The organism is Bacillus sp. ISL-77, from assembly GCF_018613105.1.
This window is the reverse complement of record NZ_JAGGQY010000058.1, coordinates 24913-43518: the sequence shown is the minus strand read 5'-3', so window position 1 is coordinate 43518 and position 18606 is coordinate 24913. Positions and strand designations below refer to the sequence as shown.

Sequence of the window (18606 nt, the reverse complement as noted above, 5' to 3'; positions counted from 1 at the left end):
AATGCTGTGGAAGACCGAGTTTCCTTTATCTTCATGGTGGCGCATACATAATGGGAAGCTGCAACACCCATCGTTATCTAGCATCGAAGTTATCGAGAGCAACTGCTGCCCGAGTAAAAGATGAGGATGAAGCCTTGCCTGCCTTAGCGGTGCTCCTGTCTCCATGGACAGATATGGAAGGCACAGGAGAATCAATGGAAACAAGGGCGGATGCTGATCCTTGGCTATCACCTGATGCCTCCCGTGCTATACCAGCCTTATTTATTCGGGATATGGATCCTCGACATCCACTTGTTTCACCAATTTATGCTGATTTGTCGGGCCTCCCTTCCATGTTAGTTCACGTTGGAAATGATGAAATCCTCTTAAGTGATTCGGCCCGACTTTTAGATCGTGCCCGGGCAGCGGGTGTCGAAGTTACTTTTAAAGTATGGGATGAAATGTGGCATGTTTTTCAAACGTTTGATATTCCAGAAGGTCAACAGGCGATTGACGAAATTGGGGATTTTGTTCAAAAGCATTTGGAGTATTAATTTTCCTTCAATTCATTAACTTTTTAAGAATATAACAAGTTCCATCTTCGGCAAAAAATAAAGATTCCCCTTCGTTGACGTTGAAATTAACATTTTTTTTGTCATAAATCAGTTTTGCTATTTTTTCAAATTTCTCAACGACTTCTGTTGATGGGTTTACTATGATATCTTGTTTTCCATGTGTCGTAACAAATCCCTTGGGGTTATATTTCCTTTCGGGCTTTAATTCTGTACTCCAACTTCCATCTAAAAGAACGGAGCATGCGGTAAACTTTGTTTTTCTGGTTTGAACAGACCAAAGTTTTCGACAATTACATCGATGTATTTTGAATTTCATCACCCAATACCTTCTTTCAACTGAAAAATTCAAAATATGATTTTTGTAAATTGTATTCCCGCGGTTTAAAAATTATTTATAGTAGTCTGATTGAAGATAGGTCCTCCAAAGAATTTGATATTGTTCCAGTTAATTGTACAATTACCATTGAAATTTATTACAAAGGGGTTATCGCAAATGTCTGTTGATGTTTATCTTAATTTTAATGGAAACTGTCGTGAGGCAGCAGAGTTTTACGCGGAGGTTTTTGGTACAGAAAAACCTCAAATTATGACTTTCGGGGAAGCCCCTCCGAACCCAGAATATCAACTTCCAGAAGAAGGAAAAAACTTGGTTATGCACACACGACTGTACATTGATGGAAGCAACGTCATGTTCTCTGATGTTTTTCCTGGAATGCCTTTTGTAGCAGGTAACAACATAAGTCTTGCTATTGTAAATAAGGACTTGGATAAAATTAAATCTTATTTTAACAAACTTCAAGAAGGCGGCACGGTAGTCATGGAGCTTCAAGAGACATTCTGGAGCAAATGCTACGGCTCCCTAAAAGATAAGTTTGGAATTGAATGGCAATTTAATTACGATAATGGCGAAAGCGTAATGTAATTGGGTTTAATAAGGAAGACCGGGCAAATTTGCCCGGTCCACTTTTGTTTATTTTGAATTTTTTATGAGGGCATCATACGCCCCCTAAGGTTACCGTTAAGCCTCGATTTGCTGACTTACTTTTGCTTGCTCTTCGTCTTGTCCCCACCCTTTGCAAACATCAATCCATTCTTTAGCAAATGAATACTGATATAATTCATCTTTCGTTAATTCGATTGCAGAGTTCGTGCTGCCACAAGCGGGGAAAACTGTCTCGAAGCGCTGCATTGATACATCCAAATAGACTTCAAGCTCATTATTCAGCCCAAACGGACAAACACCGCCAATGGCATGACCAGTTTGTTCGAGAACTTCATCTGGTGAGAGCATCCTTGCTTTGAATCCGAATTGATGACGAAACTTCTTATTATCAATTTTTGCATCACCTGCAGCAACAATTAAAATAGCTTTTTCCTCGCTCCCCCTAAAGGATAAGGTTTTCGCAATGCGAGCGGGAGCGACTCCTATTGTCTCGGCAGCCTGTTCCACTGTGGCACTCGAGGTATCAAATTCCATTACATCTCCATCTCGCTCCCATTGTTTAAAATGGGCCTTCACACTTTCCAATGACATCTTATACATCCTTTCCCTAACGTATTATTAGAATAATATCATACTTTAAAGGGATAAAGCGAAAAGACGTCTTGTACCAGTAAGTTTGGTAATGTTTATATTTTTATTCCCAAATTTTATATTGATTTTCAATATTGTCAAAATCAATTTTTCCTTTTTTCATCTTTGAAGGACAAATCGAGTTATATTTCAGGATTCTTTCATTAATGGCATCTATCAAGCTCATTATTTCAAATTCAGCGGATTCTAGTTCTTTTAATGTTATGGCTTTAGAAATCTCATGTCTGATTTCCTTTTGTAAAATTACAAATGGTGGGAGATAACCAGCATCGCTAGCTGTGTTGAAGAAATTGGAATAGACATCCCCAGAAAATAGAAGGGATGGAATGGGTTTGCCGAATCGTGGGTGCTTTTTGATTTCCTTATCTAATTGGGAATCACTTACTATTTGATCCATCAAATCTGCATGACCAGCTTTCTTATAGACCATAAATTCTCTTCTCCTCTCAACTTCTTACATATATTTTCTTTATTCGCTACTTCCCTCCCATAATCCTTCGATTAAAATTGATTTTTCCATAAGTTTTTTAAACTAGTTTCCTAAGAAGTGTTATAATCATTGTTATATTTAAAAAATTAAGATATTAGTATTGTTTCATAATGGAGGGATCAAATGAATTCGCAAGTAGCAGTAATGTCCTCCCCAAGGATAAAAGGCATTTTTTTAGTGCTGATTGCGGCGACATTTTGGGGTGTTTCAGGAACTGTCGCTCAATACTTATTTCATCAACAAGGATTTAGTACCAACTGGCTAGTTGTTAACAGGCTGATTTTTTCAGGTTTTGGTTTGTTATTTTTTTCTCATACGGTGGGGAAACAGAATATCTGGACCATTTGGAAAGATAGACAGGATATCTTCCGCCTAGTAATCTTTGGTGTTATTGGCATGTTTGGCGTTCAATATACATATTTCGCTGCCATCGAACAAGGAAATGCAGCAACGGCAACCGTTTTGCAGTACCTGGCACCAGTGATCATTGTCTGTTATTTAAGTTTTCGTGCAAAGGAATTACCCAAAATACATGAAGTAATTGCGATTGGATTAGCCATCTTCGGAACCTTTCTACTTGTGACGAAGGGTAATATCCATTCACTCTCTATTTCATCCTCTGCCTTTACATGGGGAATTCTATCTGCTTTTGCACTCGCTTTTTATACACTCTATCCTGGAAGTTTGTTGAATAAATGGGGGTCGCTTCTTACTGTTGGCTGGGGAATGATGATCGGTGGGATTGGCTTTAGCTTGATTCATCCTCCATGGAAGTTTCAAGGCCATTGGAGTTTAACGTCCTTTCTAGCTGTAGTTTTTGTGATTATTTTCGGAACATTAATCGCCTTTTTTTGTTTTATGGAAAGTCTGAAATACATTCGTGCTTCTGAAGCAAGTCTTCTTGCTTGTGTCGAGCCATTGTCAGCGGCCTTTTTAGCCGTAGCCTGGCTCCAAGTATCTTTCGGGCCCGCCGAATGGATTGGGTCAATTTCAATTATTTCAACTATATTTATTTTATCTGCTGTTAAACGGTAATCATAGCTATAAAAATGGTGCCTGACACCACTAAATAAATAAAAGAAGCAGACCTACAAAGGCCTGCTTTCATATTTACTCACCTAAATCAACGTTATGGTACACTTGTTGAACGTCTTCTAGGTCTTCTAATACATCAATCATTTTCTCGAATTTAGCTTGTGCGTCTTCAGGAAGGGCAATCTCATTTTGCGCAAGCATCGTTATTTCAGCCACAGTAAAATCAGTAATCCCCGCATTTTTGAATGCTTCCTGTACGGCATGGAATTGTTCTGGCTCAGCATAAACAATCACCGACTCATCTTCTTCAATGATGTCTCGTACATCAACATCTGCTTCCATCAACAATTCAAGTACATCGTCCGCCGATTTTCCTTCGACGCCGATAACAGCGGTCGCATCAAACATATATGCAACTGATCCACTTACTCCCATGTTTCCGCCGTTTTTACCAAATGCAGCACGTACATCGGAAGCCGTGCGGTTCACGTTGTTTGTCAGTGCATCAACAATAACCATCGACCCGTTTGGACCGAAGCCTTCATATCGAAGTTCAGAATAGCTTTCCTCAGAACCGCCTTTAGCTTTTTCAATTGCTCGGTCAATAATGTGTTTGGGTACATTGTATGTTTTTGCACGCTCTAAAACAAATTTTAAAGCTTGATTCGATTCAGGATTTGGTTCACCCTGTCTAGCAGCTACATAGATTTCAACCCCAAATTTCGCATAAATACGACTTGTATTTGCATCCTTTGAAGCTTTCTTTTCTTTAATATTGTTCCACTTACGTCCCATTATGAACACTCTCTTTCCGCTTTTGAATCTACACAAAATTATTAATATGAAACTAGATCTACTTCAAGACATGTTCCATATAATAATTAAGTGTTCATTACTTATTTGATTGATTCTATCATTGACAAATAATATTATACATTAATTGCATCATTTGTTAAGAGTCTATTACTTAAATTCAGTTAAGAAATTGCGTTTAGTATAGATTAAATGAAAAAAAGAGGTCGAAACCAATGAGTTTCGACCTCTTATTAGCATTAGATGATTAAACCAGCATTTGAAACAGAGTACTATCTTTATTGACCTCGCGATATAAAAATCCCTTCGCTTTGATTCGTTCAATCAACGGGGAGTAATCTTCTTTATCCTTGAGTTCAATTCCAACCAAGGCTGGACCTGTTTCTCGATTATTCTTTTTCGTATATTCAAAATGGCTAATATCATCGTTTGGTCCAAGGACATCATCCAAAAACTCACGTAACGCACCAGGGCGTTGCGGGAATTGGACAATAAAATAATGTTGCAGTCCTTCATAAATTTTTGAGCGCTCTTTGATTTCCTGCATCCGACCAATATCATTGTTACCGCCACTTACGATACAGACCACCGTTTTGCCCTTAATTTCATCTGCATACATATCCAAGGCTGCTACAGAAAGGGCTCCAGTCGGCTCCACAACGATGGCATTTTCATTGTATAACGATAATAATGTCGTGCAAACCTTTCCTTCCGGAACAACAAGAATATCATCAACGATTTCTTTGCAGATGCTAAAGGTCATTGATCCCACCGTCTTCACAGCTGCACCATCCACAAACGGGTCAATTTCTTTTAAGGTTGTCACTTCCCCTTTTAAAAATGATTCCTTCATGCCTGGTGCACCTTGTGGCTCCACACCAATTAATTGCGTTTCTGGAGAATAGTGCCTTAAATACGTGCCAACCCCAGACAAAAGCCCTCCTCCGCCAATTGCGGCAAACAGATAGTCAATTTTTTCAGGGCAATCATTAAGCAGTTCAACGGCAACCGTCCCTTGTCCAGCAATCACATCGGGATCATCAAAGGGATGAATAAATGTCCGATTTTCCTCTTGACTGCATTCCCTTGCTTTTTCATAAGCATCGTCAAAGGTATCCCCAACCAAAACAATCTCAACATCATCTTTACCCCAAAATTTAACTTGTTTTACCTTTTGCTTTGGTGTTGTACTTGGCATAAAGATTTTCCCATGAATATTTAAGAGATGACAAGAATAAGCAACCCCCTGCGCATGGTTTCCTGCACTTGCACAGATAATTCCATTCTTTAACTCATCTTCATTAAGTTTCTTAATACGATTATATGCCCCGCGGATTTTAAAGGAACGAACGCTTTGTAAATCCTCTCGTTTTAAGTAGACATGGCAGCCGTATCGTTCTGACAACAAGTGATTGTATTGCAGGGGAGTTGGCGAAATAACATCCTTAATGGTATGGCTGGCAATAATAATATCCTCCACATTAAACACTTTCTTATCAACTTGTTGATTCATCTTCCTTTTCCCTCCTAATTTTTTGCATCCATAAAGAAATTTTAATAAGAATAAATACATTTTTTAAACACAAAAAACTCGCCCCCATAGTATAGGGACGAGTTAACTCGCGATACCACCCTACTTCCGCAACAAACAAACACTGCGGCTCTCGATCAACGTACCATTCTAAGTACGTGTTCCATTGTAACGGCGGAATTTCCGGTCTAGCTTACTTAACAGTTTCAGCTACACATCTCCGAGATGATCTTCGAATACGTCCTGACATCGACTTTCAGCAACTGTCGACTCTCTGTAGAACAAGGGCTTAATCTACTCTTCTCATCATTGATTCATCTTCAATTTTTATAAGGGTACCACTGAAAAAATAACCTGTCAATATTTTTTGACTATTTTAATTATTTTGTCAATTATAAAGCGCTTACATTGCTTTTAGCTGCTTTTTACCTATTTCATTACCTTAATTTTCAAATTTTATTTCGCCGGCGATTATTGTCATATCAATCTCAGTTTGGAATAGTTCGTCAGGATTCTCCATTGTAAATAAATTATTAGAATAAACCGTTAGATCCGCTAGCTTACCTTTTGAAATCGTCCCTTTAAGATTTTCTTCATTGGTAGCGAATGCACCCCCAATTGTAAAAAGCTTAACGGCTTCAAGCATTGAGAGTTTCTCTTTGGCATTCCAGCCTTTATGAAGATCGCCAGGAGTTCTACGGGTAACCGCAGCATGAATACCAAGCAGAGGGTCTATAGGTTCCACGGGTGCATCGGAACCGCCGGCACACAAAACGCCCGATTCAAGTAACGTTTTCCATGCATATAAATATGGCTCCCTCTTTTCGCCTACTCTTTCTTTCACCCATGGATAATCACCTACCACGAACCTTGGTTGAATATCAGCAATCCGGCTCATATCTACTAAACGCCGAATTAGATCATTCCGAACCAGGGATGTGTGAATAATCCGATCACGGTAGTCCACTTTTGGAAATTGATCCAGTATATCTAGAACATTTTCTAACGCCTTGTCGCCAATCGTATGGACAGCTAGTGGCATGGCCTGTTCTCGTACCTCTTTAACCACTTGATAAAGGGTTTCTTGGTCATACATGGCATCTCCAAACTGACTCGGGTTATCGTGATAGGGCTCTGATAGGAGCGCCGTTCTTCTCCCAAATGCTCCATCAGCAAAAATTTTTATCGCTCCTATTTGTAGTTTGTCATTTCCATAGCCTGCATACATTCCTCTTTCTTTCAATTGATTAAGATAGGGGTAATCAATGAGCAGATTACAGCGTAAACCTTGGCCTTCCTGGTTAATTAATTCATCATACATTTTATACGTGGAATCCAAACCGCCTAAATAAGCAGGATCATTGGTATGTACACTTGTTAGCCCCTTCTTCACCGCAAATTGCATCGCTTGCTGTAAGCCATTCTTTAACTCTTGATAGGTTCGTTCCGGTATGTATTTTGTTATCAGCTGGGAAGCCGATTCGAGCAGCATCCCTGTCGGCTTTTTGGTAATCGGATCAAGTACAACTGTTCCGCCAGTTGGAATATGAATCTCCGGATAATACTGACTCATTTCAAGTGCCTTGCTATTCACTAAAAATGCATGGTGACAAATCCGTTTTAGATAAACAGGACAGTGCGGTGCAACAACGTCTAACTCATCTATGGTAGGAATAGTTCCTTCTGTAAAGAGATTTTCATCCCAGCCCATTCCGACAAGCCACTTTCCAGGCGCAACGGTATTTGCCTTTTCCCTAATTTTATCAAGCATTTCGCTTTTTGATTTTACACCGGTTAAATCAAGGTCTAAAAAGTTGAACGCCACACCAGAAAGATGCAGGTGGCTATCAGTCAATCCGGGCGTAACCATTTTCCCCTGTAAATCAATAATGTTTGACCCATTTCTTCCCCATTGTAGGATCATTTCGTGGTGAGACCCTATATCTATGATTCTACCATTCTCAACGACAACAGATTCCACTACTGGTTGATTCGCGTCCAAAGTATAGATTGTCCCATTTGTAAAAATTGACTTTGTCATAATATTCTCCCTTTCCTTCATTATATTTCAGTTTTACCATATTGAAAAAAATGTGTAAAACTAATATGTTATGGAATTAAAAAAGGAGGTAAGCCAGATTCAATCTTCTTTAGAGATAGAATCTGGAAATTACGACCAAATCGAACCCTATTAATATAAAGATGCTGCCCCTTTTTGATAAACGGATTTTCCGCCCATAAATGTCTCCACTACCTGTATTTCATCAATCTTCTCAGGGCTCATTTCAAAGATATCTTGGTCAAGTATAATAAAATCGGCATGATATCCTAGTGCCAGCTGTCCAACCTTCGGAATGCGGGTAATTTCTTGAGCGGCCCTAGTATAAAGAATGATAGCTGTCTCTAAATCTACTTTTTGTTCTTGCCCCGTGTCCGTCCCATCATACGCCAGGCGTGTAACAGCAGCTTTAATTCCTACAAACGGACTAACCGGATCGGCCCATGCGGTCGCAGGTGCATCAGATGAAAAGGCAACCTTGATTCCTGCTTCTAGCATTGACTTTACAGGATAGGTCTTCTTTGTTCGATCGGCACCAAGGTTATTATGGTAGCTTTCAATTTCTGCAAACAAGAAGATTGGCTGGGTAACAAACGCAATTCCTGTTTCGGCTGCACGCTTTAAGGCTTGCGGACTGGGCATCGCCGCGTGTTCAATCCTGATCGAAGGGGCATCTTTTAGCCAGCCTTGTTTACCATAAAATGTGTCAACAATTAAATCAATTGCCTGCTCACCCATGGCATGGACAACCAGCTGAACATTATTTTGTTCTGCTGCCTCTGCTGCCGCCAATAATTCTTCAGCGGTGGTCATTTGAATCCCATAATTCTTTCCCTCACCTAAGAAAGGTGGATTCACCCATGCGGTTTGGCCGGATACACTGCCATCTGAGAATAACTTAACCCCGCCAATATGGATTTGGTTTTCATTGCAAGTTTTATAGGTTTCAAAAATTGGTTGTTTCTTTAAATCTTCCCAAATATAGTAGAGTACTGTCCGTTGCTTTAGTCCTTTTTTGACTGCATCATTATACATTTCCAAATAATCAGTTGGTTCCGTTCTGCCCATTGCATCGGTGATCGCTGTAATTCCATGGGAGAGCAGCACATTACTTAACTCGGCAAGTATTTCAGCGTTCTCTTCGAGTGTTTTCACAGGCATAATCCGAGTGACAAGGTCCTTGGCATTTTCGCGTAAAATGCCAGTTGGTTCACCGTCTTCATCTCGGTCAATCTGACCACCTGGCACTTCAGGTGTATCCCTTGTAATTCCTGCTAATTCCAAAGCCTTGCTGTTTACTACGACAATATGTGCACACGTGCGTGTAATAATAATAGGAACGTCTGCTGCAGCTTGATCTAAATCCCAGCGTGTGGGTGAACGTCTTTCCAGCAACTTTCCTTCATCATATCCCCAGCCTTCAACCCATTTATCCTTCCCTTGAGCACCTCGCAAACTTCTAACCTCTTTAATTAAATCTTCAATGGAATGAATAAGCGGAGGCGTACAAGCTATATGCTTGGATGCATTAGCAAGGTACAATGGGTGTAGATGAGCATCGATTAAGCCTGGCAGCACTCTTCGGCCCTGGAGATCGACACATTCACCTTCAATTTTTTCTAAATCAGTTTGGCTGCCCATCCATGCTACCTTACCATCACGAACGATCATCGCGGTTGCATGCGGTTTATCAGGATTAGCTGTAAAAATCTTTCCATTAATATAGGTACACTCAGTCTTTTTATTGATAGTCATCGATTTCTCTTACTCCCTTTCTGAAAATCTAGCAAGTTACATTGATTGTATAATTTATCAGTTACGCACTTAAATCCATTCCTATGTCATTTTTTCGAGCAGCTGCCCTATGAAGCAGTGCTCCTCCAATAAATCCGATGATTGCTGGTAGAAGCCATGCGAACCCCTTGCTGCTTAACGGGATCATTGATATCAAATCATTAGCAAGCTTTATATTTAATCCATAGGCTCCTAACATTTCAAATAAGCTAACTAAAACTGTTAACAAGACCGCCCCCTTGTATGCCCCTGCATTTGGGATATATTTACGGAAGACGCCAAGGAATACTATTACAATCGATACTGGATAGAGTCCCAAGAAAAGTGGAAGCGCGAAGTTAATAATTTTTTCGACCCCAAGCAGGCCTACTGAAACTCCACAAATACAAATGACTAGCACCCAAATACGATAGCTTACTTTATTTTTGGTCAATTGACTGAGGAAATCGGCAATCGACGCCGTAATCCCAATCGCCGTTGTAAGGCAGGCTAAGGCAACAGCAACAGCCAAGAAAATCGTTCCATAATCTCCTAGTAAACGATGAACAAGTCCCGTTAAAAGAGCAGTACTCTCAATATCTTTCGGGAATAGACCTGCACCTGTAGCACCAATATAAAGTAAGCCACCGTAAACAATTATTAGACCCACACCTGCGATGATCGTACCATTAATCGCAACTTTCCTAACGTTGGCAGAGTCCTTATACCCTCTGTTAACAACAGCTCCGATAAATACTGAGGCACAAAGTAGACCAGTAAAAAGGTCACCCGTCTGATAGGCACCAGTAAAAGCATTAGAAAATGAGTTTGGAAGTTTTGTATCAATCGGTGCTGCAACTGGATCGAATGTACCTTTAAAGATGATGAATAATAAAATAACTAATAAGCCAGGTGTCAGCACTTTTCCAACTTTATCGATAAGATTTGATCGGTCATTGGCAAAATAATAATTAAGGGCAAAGAAGATAATCATTGTTCCAACCGCAGGAAAATGCGGAAATAGTGTATGAACGCCTATTTCATGAGTGGTAGCAGCCGTTCGAGGGACGGAAACGACCATGGCAACACCTAACATACACAGAATATTGTAAACTTTATAAAACCATGGACTAATTGGGTTGGTTAAGACTTCAAATTTCCCTTCAGCATTTAAAACAGCAATAAGTCCAAGTAAGGGCAGGATAATTCCAGTAAGAACAAAACCTGCTAGAGCAGTTGGCCAATCTGTCCCGGAAACAAACCCGATCGATGGCGGGAAAATTAAATTCCCAGCCCGAAAAATACGGCGAAAAAGGCAAAACCAAAAATGAGACTGTCACGGTAAATCTTGTTTGTTTTCATACGATGCACTCCTTTAATTACTGAAATCCTTTACAATGGTTAGAATTTAACCAATCGTGCAATCCCTTGTGAATATTTAGAATTTATAAAAAAATGCACGTTATTTAATATAATGCAATTATTGTGCCAATTTTTTAAAAACCAATTGACAATTTTGTGAAGCTTTCGAATAAACCTTATAAATCCTCTATTAACGACAATAAATTTTTAAAGAAATATTAATAATTATTACACTTTTCTTGAAAGTTTTTCGGTATAAATCAAACTGAGAAACGATAATTGTAAAAATTTTTTTATTTCGTAAAAATATTTTTACCATAAATAAAAGATCAAGGATCTTTCTTTTTAGTGTAAAAATTTTTACTTATTCGTAAAGTATTTTTAGCGACAAGTAACTAGTTTTTCATTTGAATCAAAAAAACAGCCACAGATTTTATACAATCCGTGGCCGTCCCATTTTGTTTTTCATTGATATCACATGACCGTTTATCCTAGTTGGTACTTTTCGATTTTATATTTTAATAGTTGTTTCGATAGACCCAATTGTTTGGCCGTTTCTGTTAATTTTCCATTCTTGCTGCTTAGTTCTTTCATTATTAGCTCCTTTTCAAATTTTTCTACCGCTTCTTTTAAGGATTCGATCTTATTATCCATTTGATCACTTGGAGGAGATTGGTTATATTCCCTCATTCTTTTTGGAATATCTTCTAACGTGATATGATTGGTAGAAACATTATTATATGCCGTTTCAACCGCATTTTTTAATTCTCTTATATTCCCCGGCCAAGGATACCGATTAAAACATTCAATAACCTCAGGCTGACACCCTTCAATATAAATATTCATATTATTGTTATAAAAATCGATATAATATTCGAGCAGCTTTTCTATATCTTCTTTTCGCTCCGCTAAGGTGGGTAAATCAATCTGGACAACTCCCAATCGATAAAAAAGATCCTCTCTTAACCGTTTTTCTGCAACTAAAACATCTGGGTCCTCATTCGTTGCTGAAATCACTCGAATATCGACACTAATATTTTTATCTCCACCTATTCTTCTAATAACCTTTTCTTCAATAGCTTTAAGAAGTTTTACTTGAAGATAAAAATCTAAGGAATTAATCTCATCTAAAAACAATGTGCCGCCTTCAGCTTGTTCGAATAATCCTGGCATAGCGATAGCACCAGTAAAACTCCCTTTTACCGTGCCAAACAAAGTACTTTCTAATAGGTTCGGCGGAACCGCACCACAGTTTAGTGAAATAAATGGTCCTCCATAACGATCGCTCAAATTATGGATCGACTGTGCAATCATTTCTTTTCCTGTGCCTGTTTTACCGTTGATCAATACAGTTGAGTTTGTCATAGCAATTTTTTTAATTTTATTTTTAATTGCTTCCATCTTTGGATTTACACTAATGATATTATCAATGGTGTAGATGGTATTGTTTCTTCGATAAACCTTATGACTTGCAAATTTGTCCAAGGATTGGATGTTTTCTTTTGTATAAAAGTGTTTTGAGAATTCAATTGCCCCGATTATTTTTTCATTATCTTTGATTGGATAGGTAGAATTTATCGTAACAAAAAGATTTCCATTTTTCATGATTAGTTCTTGTTTTACATTGCATACCGCTTTTCCATTTTTTAAAACGTTCATAATGGTACTATTTTCATGCGAAAGGTTCATATAAGAGGAGGTTATATGCTTTCCCATAAATTCTTCAGGTCTAAGGCCGATTTCTTTTAGTACATTTAAATCCGCTAAATCATTAAAGATAATAATCCCATTTTCATCTACAACTAAAACATTGTCATAATCTGTTAATTGCTGAAAATCCTTCAAATTAATATTCAAAATTCAACCTCCTATCCCAAGGCTTAATCATTATATATACAATATTTTACCATTAGGCGGCACTCATGCAAAAACTCTTTCCAAATGAACGGAAAGAGTTTTTTAAAAGTATATCGATTTTCTTAATCAGATCCTGTAATTAACAAATCATCTTGGATGGTTGCTAGGACTGTTTGAGTATTAACTTCTTGGCCCTTCTTAATAGGTAAAGATGTGATATACCCGCTGATCCCGATCGAAATCTCTTCAATTCTACCGTTCTGGGATTTAATTAATAACAGTTTTTCCCACTCATATACATGGTCGTTTTCCTCTGTTAAAACAGTTTCCACGATCCCAGAACACGGACTGAAAATAACTTCTTCCACCACTACTGACAATTTTTGTCACTCCTTTTTTAATTTCGTACAGTCATAGAACAGATAGAGATTTTTCCGTCCATCCTTGTAGGGAGATTTCAATCATTTAAAGATTACTCTACTCCTTTTATACCCATCCTCTGAAACGAGAGGCCTCAGCAACTTTCTTTATTCCAACCATATAAGCTGCTAAACGCATGTCTACTTGATGTGTTTTAGAAGTTTGATAGATATTATCAAACGAGCTAACCATTACCTTCTTAAGCTTTTCTTCTACTTCTTCCTCGGTCCAATAATAACCTTGATTATTTTGCACCCATTCAAAATAAGAAACAGTTACCCCGCCTGCGCTTGCAAGGATGTCAGGAACAAGGATAATACCACGCTCTGTAAGAATCTTTGTTGCCTCAAGTGTTGTTGGCCCATTCGCTGCTTCCACAACAATCGCTGCTTTAATGTTGGCAGCATTTTTGGCTGTGATTTGGTTCGAGATAGCTGCCGGCACAAGAATATCACACTCTAATTCAAGTAGCTCTTGGTTTGTGATCGTATTTTTAAATAGTTGCGAGAATGTGCCGAAGCTATCCCTTCGATCAAGCAAGTAATTAATATCAAGTCCGTTTGGATCGTATATAGCGCCATACACATCGGATACAGCCACAACTTTAGCCCCTGCATCATGCATAAATTTGGCCAAATAACTTCCGGCATTCCCAAAGCCTTGAATGACTACACGGGCTCCTTGCAACTGTTTCCCTATTTTCTTGACTGCTTCTTCAATACAGATTGTTACACCACGGGCAGTCGCTGTTTCACGACCTTGAGAACCTCCAAGGACGATTGGTTTCCCGGTAATAAATCCTGGTGAATCAAATTCACGTAAACGGCTGTACTCATCCATCATCCATGCCATAATTTGTGAATTCGTATAAACATCTGGTGCTGGAATGTCTTTTGAAGGTCCCACGATTTGGCTGACCGCACGAACATAGCCGCGGCTTAAACCTTCAAGCTCTCTAAAGGACATATTTCGCGGATCACAAATGATTCCGCCTTTACCGCCGCCATATGGAAGATTCGTGATTCCACACTTTAAGCTCATCCAAATGGACAACGCTTTTACTTCTTCTTCATCCACTTCAGGATGGAAACGGACGCCGCCTTTAGTTGGGCCGACCGCATCATTATGCTGGGAGCGATAGCCCGTAAAAATTTTGACAGAACCATCATCCATTTTTACAGGAATGCGGACTGTTAACAATCTAATCGGTTCTTTTAATAATTCATACATTTCGCTATTATAGCCCAATTTTGATAATGCTTGTTGAATAATCGTTTGGGTTGAATTGAATAAATTTAATGATTCTTGTTCTTTTTGTTGTTCCTTTTCCATTTCAGTTACTATCGCTTTAACAGACATGACTGACACCCCGTCGTATAATAGATTATTAGCTTGTTAATTTAAAAATTAACTTAAAACTGTTTTGATTTTTTCAAAAGCCCAATCGATTTCTTCTTTAGTAATAGTAAGCGGTGGTGCAAAACGAATAACAGTGTCATGTGTTTCTTTACATAATAAGCCTGTTTCTTTTAACTGCTCACAATAAGGTCTTGCCGCTTCAGTAAGTTCAACTCCGATAAATAATCCTCGGCCTCTTATTGTTTTAATTTTTGGATTATCGATAGATTGTAATTGTTCAAAGAAGTATTTACCTAATTCAAGCGAACGTTCGGCTAGTTTTTCTTCTTCAATTACATCCAAGGCTGCAAGCGATACTGCGCAAGCAAGTGGATTTCCACCAAACGTTGAACCGTGGGAACCTGGATTGAATACGCCTAATACATCAGAATTAGCAACAACACAAGATATTGGGAACACACCGCCGCCTAGTGCTTTACCTAGGATCAACATGTCAGGGTTCACATCTTCCCAATCACATGCAAACATTTTTCCAGTACGTGCCAAGCCTACTTGAATCTCATCAGCAATGAATAATACTTTGTTTTCTTTACATAAATCAAATGCCGCTTTCAAAAATCCTTCTGGTGGTAAAATAATTCCTGCTTCACCTTGAATTGGCTCGATTAAAAATGCTGCTGTGTTTGGTGTGATCGCTGCTTTCAATGCTTCGAGGTCACCGTAAGGAATTAAATTGATTCCAGGCAGCATCGGACCAAAACCACGCTTATATTCCGGATCAGATGATAAGGAAACGGCACCCATTGTACGGCCGTGGAAATTCCCTACGCAGGCAATAATTTCTGCTTGATTTTCAGCAATCCCTTTTACATCATAACCCCAGCGACGTGCTGCTTTTAGTGCCGTTTCAACAGCTTCTGCTCCAGTATTCATTGGGAGTGCCATATTTTTATTGGTTAACTGACAAATTTTCTCGTACCATGGACCAAGTTGATCATTATGAAAAGCACGGGATGTAAGCGTTACTTTATCGGCTTGGTCTTTCAATGCTTGAATAATTTTTGGATGACGATGTCCTTGGTTAACAGCAGAATAAGCGCTTAGCATATCCATGTAACGATTACCTTCTGGACTTTCCACCCAAACTCCTTCTGCCTTTGCAATAACGATTGGCAGTGGATGATAGTTATTTGCACCAAATTTATCTGTTTGTTCAATGATTTGATTTGTTTTAGTTGTCTCAGTTACTGTCATTATAGTTCCTCCTTCAAATTTCCTCGACAGGTTGAATAAAATCCACCTATCGAGGCATCTAAGCTGTAGTTTTTATAGCGTTTCAGATGTTGTTTTAGCCTGCATGTGAAGCAATAAATATTCAGGACCGCCTGCTTTGGAATCTGTACCCGACATATTAAATCCGCCAAACGGTTGATAACCAACAATCGCACCCGTACAAGTTCTGTTAAAATAAAGATTCCCCACGTGGAATTCTTCACGTGCCCGTTCAATATGCTCACGATTATTCGAAATTAGTGCCCCTGTTAAACCATAGTCCGTGTTATTAGCAATGGTCATCAAATGATCAAAATCACGGGCTTTACTAATACCTAAAACTGGACCAAAGATTTCTTCCTGCATGATGCGTGCATTTTCATCTAAATCAGCGAAAATTGTAGGCTGAATGAAATAACCCTTAGAATCATCGCCTTCTCCGCCAGTCATAAGCTTGCCTTCTTGCTTGCCAACTTCAATATAATTCATGATTTTTTTGAAGGATCTGTCATCAATAACAGGTCCCATATAAGAATTTGCATCTTCAGGGTTGCCAAGAGTTAGTGTTTTTGTTAAAGCAACCACCTTCTCAAGTACGACATCATAGACATCCTGATGAATAACTGCACGAGATCCTGCCGAACATTTTTGACCTGAAAATCCGAAAGCAGAATAGACAATACTTGCTGCTGCTAAATCTAAATCCGAATCATTATCTACTACCACGGTATCCTTACCACCCATTTCAGCAATAACACGTTTGATCCATTTTTGTCCTGGATGAACCTTGGCAGCACGTTCATTAATGCGGCAGCCAACTTCGCGAGAACCGGTAAAGGATACGAAGCGAGTTTTTGGATGATCAACAAGGTAATCACCAATTTGAGCGCCACTTCCTGGCACAAAGTTTAAAACGCCTTTTGGAAGTCCAGCTTCCTCCATTAACTCAACGAATTTTGCAGCAACCACTGGTGTAGAGTTAGCTGGCTTTAGAAGAACTGTATTCCCAGATACGATGGCTGCGATTGTTGTTCCTGCCATAATCGCTAATGGGAAGTTAAAAGGTGAAATGATAATCCCCACACCTAGTGGAATATAATTATATTGATTGTATTCTCCGTCACGGCTTTGTACTGGTGAGCCCTCTTTCAATCTCAGCATTTGACGGCCATAATATTCGATGAAGTCAATTGCTTCTGCTGTATCGGCATCTGCTTCTTTCCATGGCTTTCCGGCTTCCTTGACAAGATAAGCAGAAAACTCATGTTTCCGGCGGCGCATAATTGCAGCTGCCTTGAATAAAATATTGGCACGATGTTCAGGCTTCCATGTTTTCCATGTTTCAAATGTGGTTAATGCAGCATGCATAGCTCTTTCTGCTAACTCTTGATCAGCCATGGAAACTCTACCAATGATTTCTTCTGTATTTGCTGGATTAATAGAGATAATTTTTTCTTCTGTTGTAATTGATTCCCCTCCAATTACAACTGGATAATCCTTTCCTAACTGCGATTGAACGTAGGCAAGAGCATCTTGAAAAGCTAGTTTATTTTTTTCATCTTCAAAGTTTGTAAATGGTTCATGTTTATACGATTTCAATTGTTTGTTCCCCCTTGTTTGTTTGTTACAGTTAATTACTATGCAAGTTCCGCGCCAACATTAATTTTGCATAAATAAAGGATTTTCGGTTCAATTAGTGCAAAAATATTTTGCGCAAAATATATAATTAATTGAAAATAGCAAAAAAAATTTGCGTTTTAAAAAATCAATACTTAAATAGGTGCATACAAATTGTTTTAATCGAATGAGCAAAAAGAGTTCAATTGGAAATGAATAAATACATATTAGACATCTTGTCTTTGATTTCATGATATATTTAGATTAATAGAAAGATAATTCAGTTTTTTATAAGGAGAGATTATTATGTTTATTCCTTACAAAGGTATTTCCCCAGATGTTCATGAATCAGTATTTGTTGCACCTGGCGCTTATTTAATCGGTGATGTAAGAATTGGTAAGGATTCATCTGTCTGGTTTAATGCGGTATTACGTGGAGATGACGGGCCAATTATCATCGGTGAACGCTGCAGTATTCAAGACAATTCAACGATTCATTTATTCGAAGGATTTCCTGTCGAAATTGCTGATGATGTGACAATTGGCCATAATGTTATTTTGCATGGCTGTAAGGTTGGTAAGCGATGTATTATTGGAATGGGTTCAACGCTTTTAGACAATGTAGAAGTTGGCGAGGATTGTATTATAGGAGCCAATACGCTGCTATCTGGAGGTATTAAAATTCCCCCTCGCTCACTCGTGTTGGGTTCTCCAGGAAGGGTGGTCCGCGAAATTACTCAGAAGGACCTGGACTTGTTACAAATGTCCAGCGAGCACTATGTTCAAAGGGGAAAAGAGTTTAGGGAAATACTTAAATAAACCTAAGAATAAAAAAGAGGTGCCTGACACCAAAAATTGCTGGGTGTCAGG

16 protein-coding genes, 1 pseudogene and 1 other annotated feature are annotated in these 18606 nt (G+C 38.8%); of the genes and pseudogenes, 4 read left to right on the top strand and 13 right to left on the bottom strand.

Annotated elements, in window-relative coordinates:
- Positions 1-50 precede the first annotated feature (50 nt).
- The gene (locus J7E77_RS22985) at positions 51-533 is read left to right on the top strand and encodes an alpha/beta hydrolase fold domain-containing protein (protein ID WP_214717161.1); all 483 of its coding nucleotides are present in this window, start codon (positions 51-53) and stop codon (positions 531-533) included.
- Positions 534-540: 7 nt separating this feature from the next.
- Here the strand turns inward: J7E77_RS22985 and J7E77_RS22980 are convergent, their stop codons facing one another.
- A complete protein-coding gene (locus tag J7E77_RS22980; RefSeq protein WP_214717183.1) occupies positions 541-870 on the bottom strand; it encodes a hypothetical protein in 330 nt (109 codons plus the stop codon).
- A 177-nt stretch (positions 871-1047) separates the two neighbouring features.
- On the opposite strand from J7E77_RS22980, the gene J7E77_RS22975 reads away from it, so the two are divergent.
- Complete coding sequence (locus J7E77_RS22975; RefSeq protein ID WP_214717160.1) at positions 1048-1476, top strand: VOC family protein; 429 nt, start codon at positions 1048-1050, stop codon at positions 1474-1476.
- A gap of 96 nt (positions 1477-1572) precedes the next feature.
- On the opposite strand, the gene J7E77_RS22970 is transcribed toward J7E77_RS22975, so the two are convergent.
- Positions 1573-2088, bottom strand: a complete 516-nt coding sequence (locus tag J7E77_RS22970; RefSeq protein WP_214717159.1) for a YbaK/EbsC family protein — start codon at positions 2086-2088, stop codon at positions 1573-1575.
- 103 nt (positions 2089-2191) lie between these two features.
- Positions 2192-2578, bottom strand: coding sequence for a DUF1992 domain-containing protein (locus tag J7E77_RS22965; RefSeq protein WP_214717158.1), 387 nt, complete (start codon positions 2576-2578; stop codon positions 2192-2194).
- A 183-nt stretch (positions 2579-2761) separates the two neighbouring features.
- On the opposite strand from J7E77_RS22965, the gene J7E77_RS22960 reads away from it, so the two are divergent.
- Entirely contained in the window at positions 2762-3673 is a 912-nt protein-coding gene (locus tag J7E77_RS22960; protein WP_214717157.1) for a DMT family transporter, read from the top strand.
- A gap of 75 nt (positions 3674-3748) precedes the next feature.
- Here the strand turns inward: J7E77_RS22960 and J7E77_RS22955 are convergent, their stop codons facing one another.
- From J7E77_RS22955 to pruA, 10 genes and pseudogenes are all read right to left on the bottom strand, one after another.
- Positions 3749-4468: a YebC/PmpR family DNA-binding transcriptional regulator gene (locus J7E77_RS22955; RefSeq protein ID WP_214717156.1), complete on the bottom strand. Its 720-nt coding sequence runs from the start codon at positions 4466-4468 to the stop codon at positions 3749-3751.
- Positions 4469-4733: 265 nt separating this feature from the next.
- Positions 4734-5999 carry a threonine ammonia-lyase IlvA gene (gene ilvA / locus J7E77_RS22950; protein WP_214717155.1) on the bottom strand — a complete coding sequence of 422 codons (1266 nt, stop codon included), beginning with the start codon at positions 5997-5999 and terminating at the stop codon, positions 4734-4736.
- 90 nt (positions 6000-6089) lie between these two features.
- Positions 6090-6336 (bottom strand) — a binding site (T-box leader).
- Positions 6337-6459: 123 nt separating this feature from the next.
- Entirely contained in the window at positions 6460-8058 is a 1599-nt protein-coding gene (locus tag J7E77_RS22945; RefSeq protein WP_214717154.1) for an amidohydrolase, read from the bottom strand.
- 150 nt (positions 8059-8208) lie between these two features.
- Positions 8209-9831, bottom strand: coding sequence for an amidohydrolase (locus tag J7E77_RS22940; RefSeq protein WP_214717153.1), 1623 nt, complete (start codon positions 9829-9831; stop codon positions 8209-8211).
- Positions 9832-9892: 61 nt separating this feature from the next.
- Positions 9893-11161: pseudogene (gene brnQ / locus J7E77_RS22935) on the bottom strand (branched-chain amino acid transport system II carrier protein); the annotation flags it as partial.
- Positions 11162-11697: 536 nt separating this feature from the next.
- The gene (locus J7E77_RS22930; protein WP_214717152.1) at positions 11698-13068 is read right to left on the bottom strand and encodes a sigma-54 interaction domain-containing protein; all 1371 of its coding nucleotides are present in this window, start codon (positions 13066-13068) and stop codon (positions 11698-11700) included.
- Positions 13069-13190: 122 nt separating this feature from the next.
- Positions 13191-13448, bottom strand: coding sequence for a biotin/lipoyl attachment domain-containing protein (locus J7E77_RS22925; protein ID WP_214717151.1), 258 nt, complete (start codon positions 13446-13448; stop codon positions 13191-13193).
- A gap of 106 nt (positions 13449-13554) precedes the next feature.
- Positions 13555-14820, bottom strand: coding sequence for a Glu/Leu/Phe/Val family dehydrogenase (locus tag J7E77_RS22920; RefSeq protein WP_214717181.1), 1266 nt, complete (start codon positions 14818-14820; stop codon positions 13555-13557).
- Positions 14821-14895: 75 nt separating this feature from the next.
- Complete coding sequence (locus J7E77_RS22915) at positions 14896-16101, bottom strand: ornithine--oxo-acid transaminase (protein WP_214717150.1); 1206 nt, start codon at positions 16099-16101, stop codon at positions 14896-14898.
- Between the two features lie 72 nt (positions 16102-16173).
- The gene (gene pruA / locus J7E77_RS22910) at positions 16174-17718 is read right to left on the bottom strand and encodes an L-glutamate gamma-semialdehyde dehydrogenase (protein WP_214717149.1); all 1545 of its coding nucleotides are present in this window, start codon (positions 17716-17718) and stop codon (positions 16174-16176) included.
- A 324-nt stretch (positions 17719-18042) separates the two neighbouring features.
- On the opposite strand from pruA, the gene J7E77_RS22905 reads away from it, so the two are divergent.
- A complete protein-coding gene (locus J7E77_RS22905) occupies positions 18043-18555 on the top strand; it encodes a gamma carbonic anhydrase family protein (RefSeq protein WP_214717148.1) in 513 nt (170 codons plus the stop codon).
- Positions 18556-18606 lie beyond the last annotated feature (51 nt).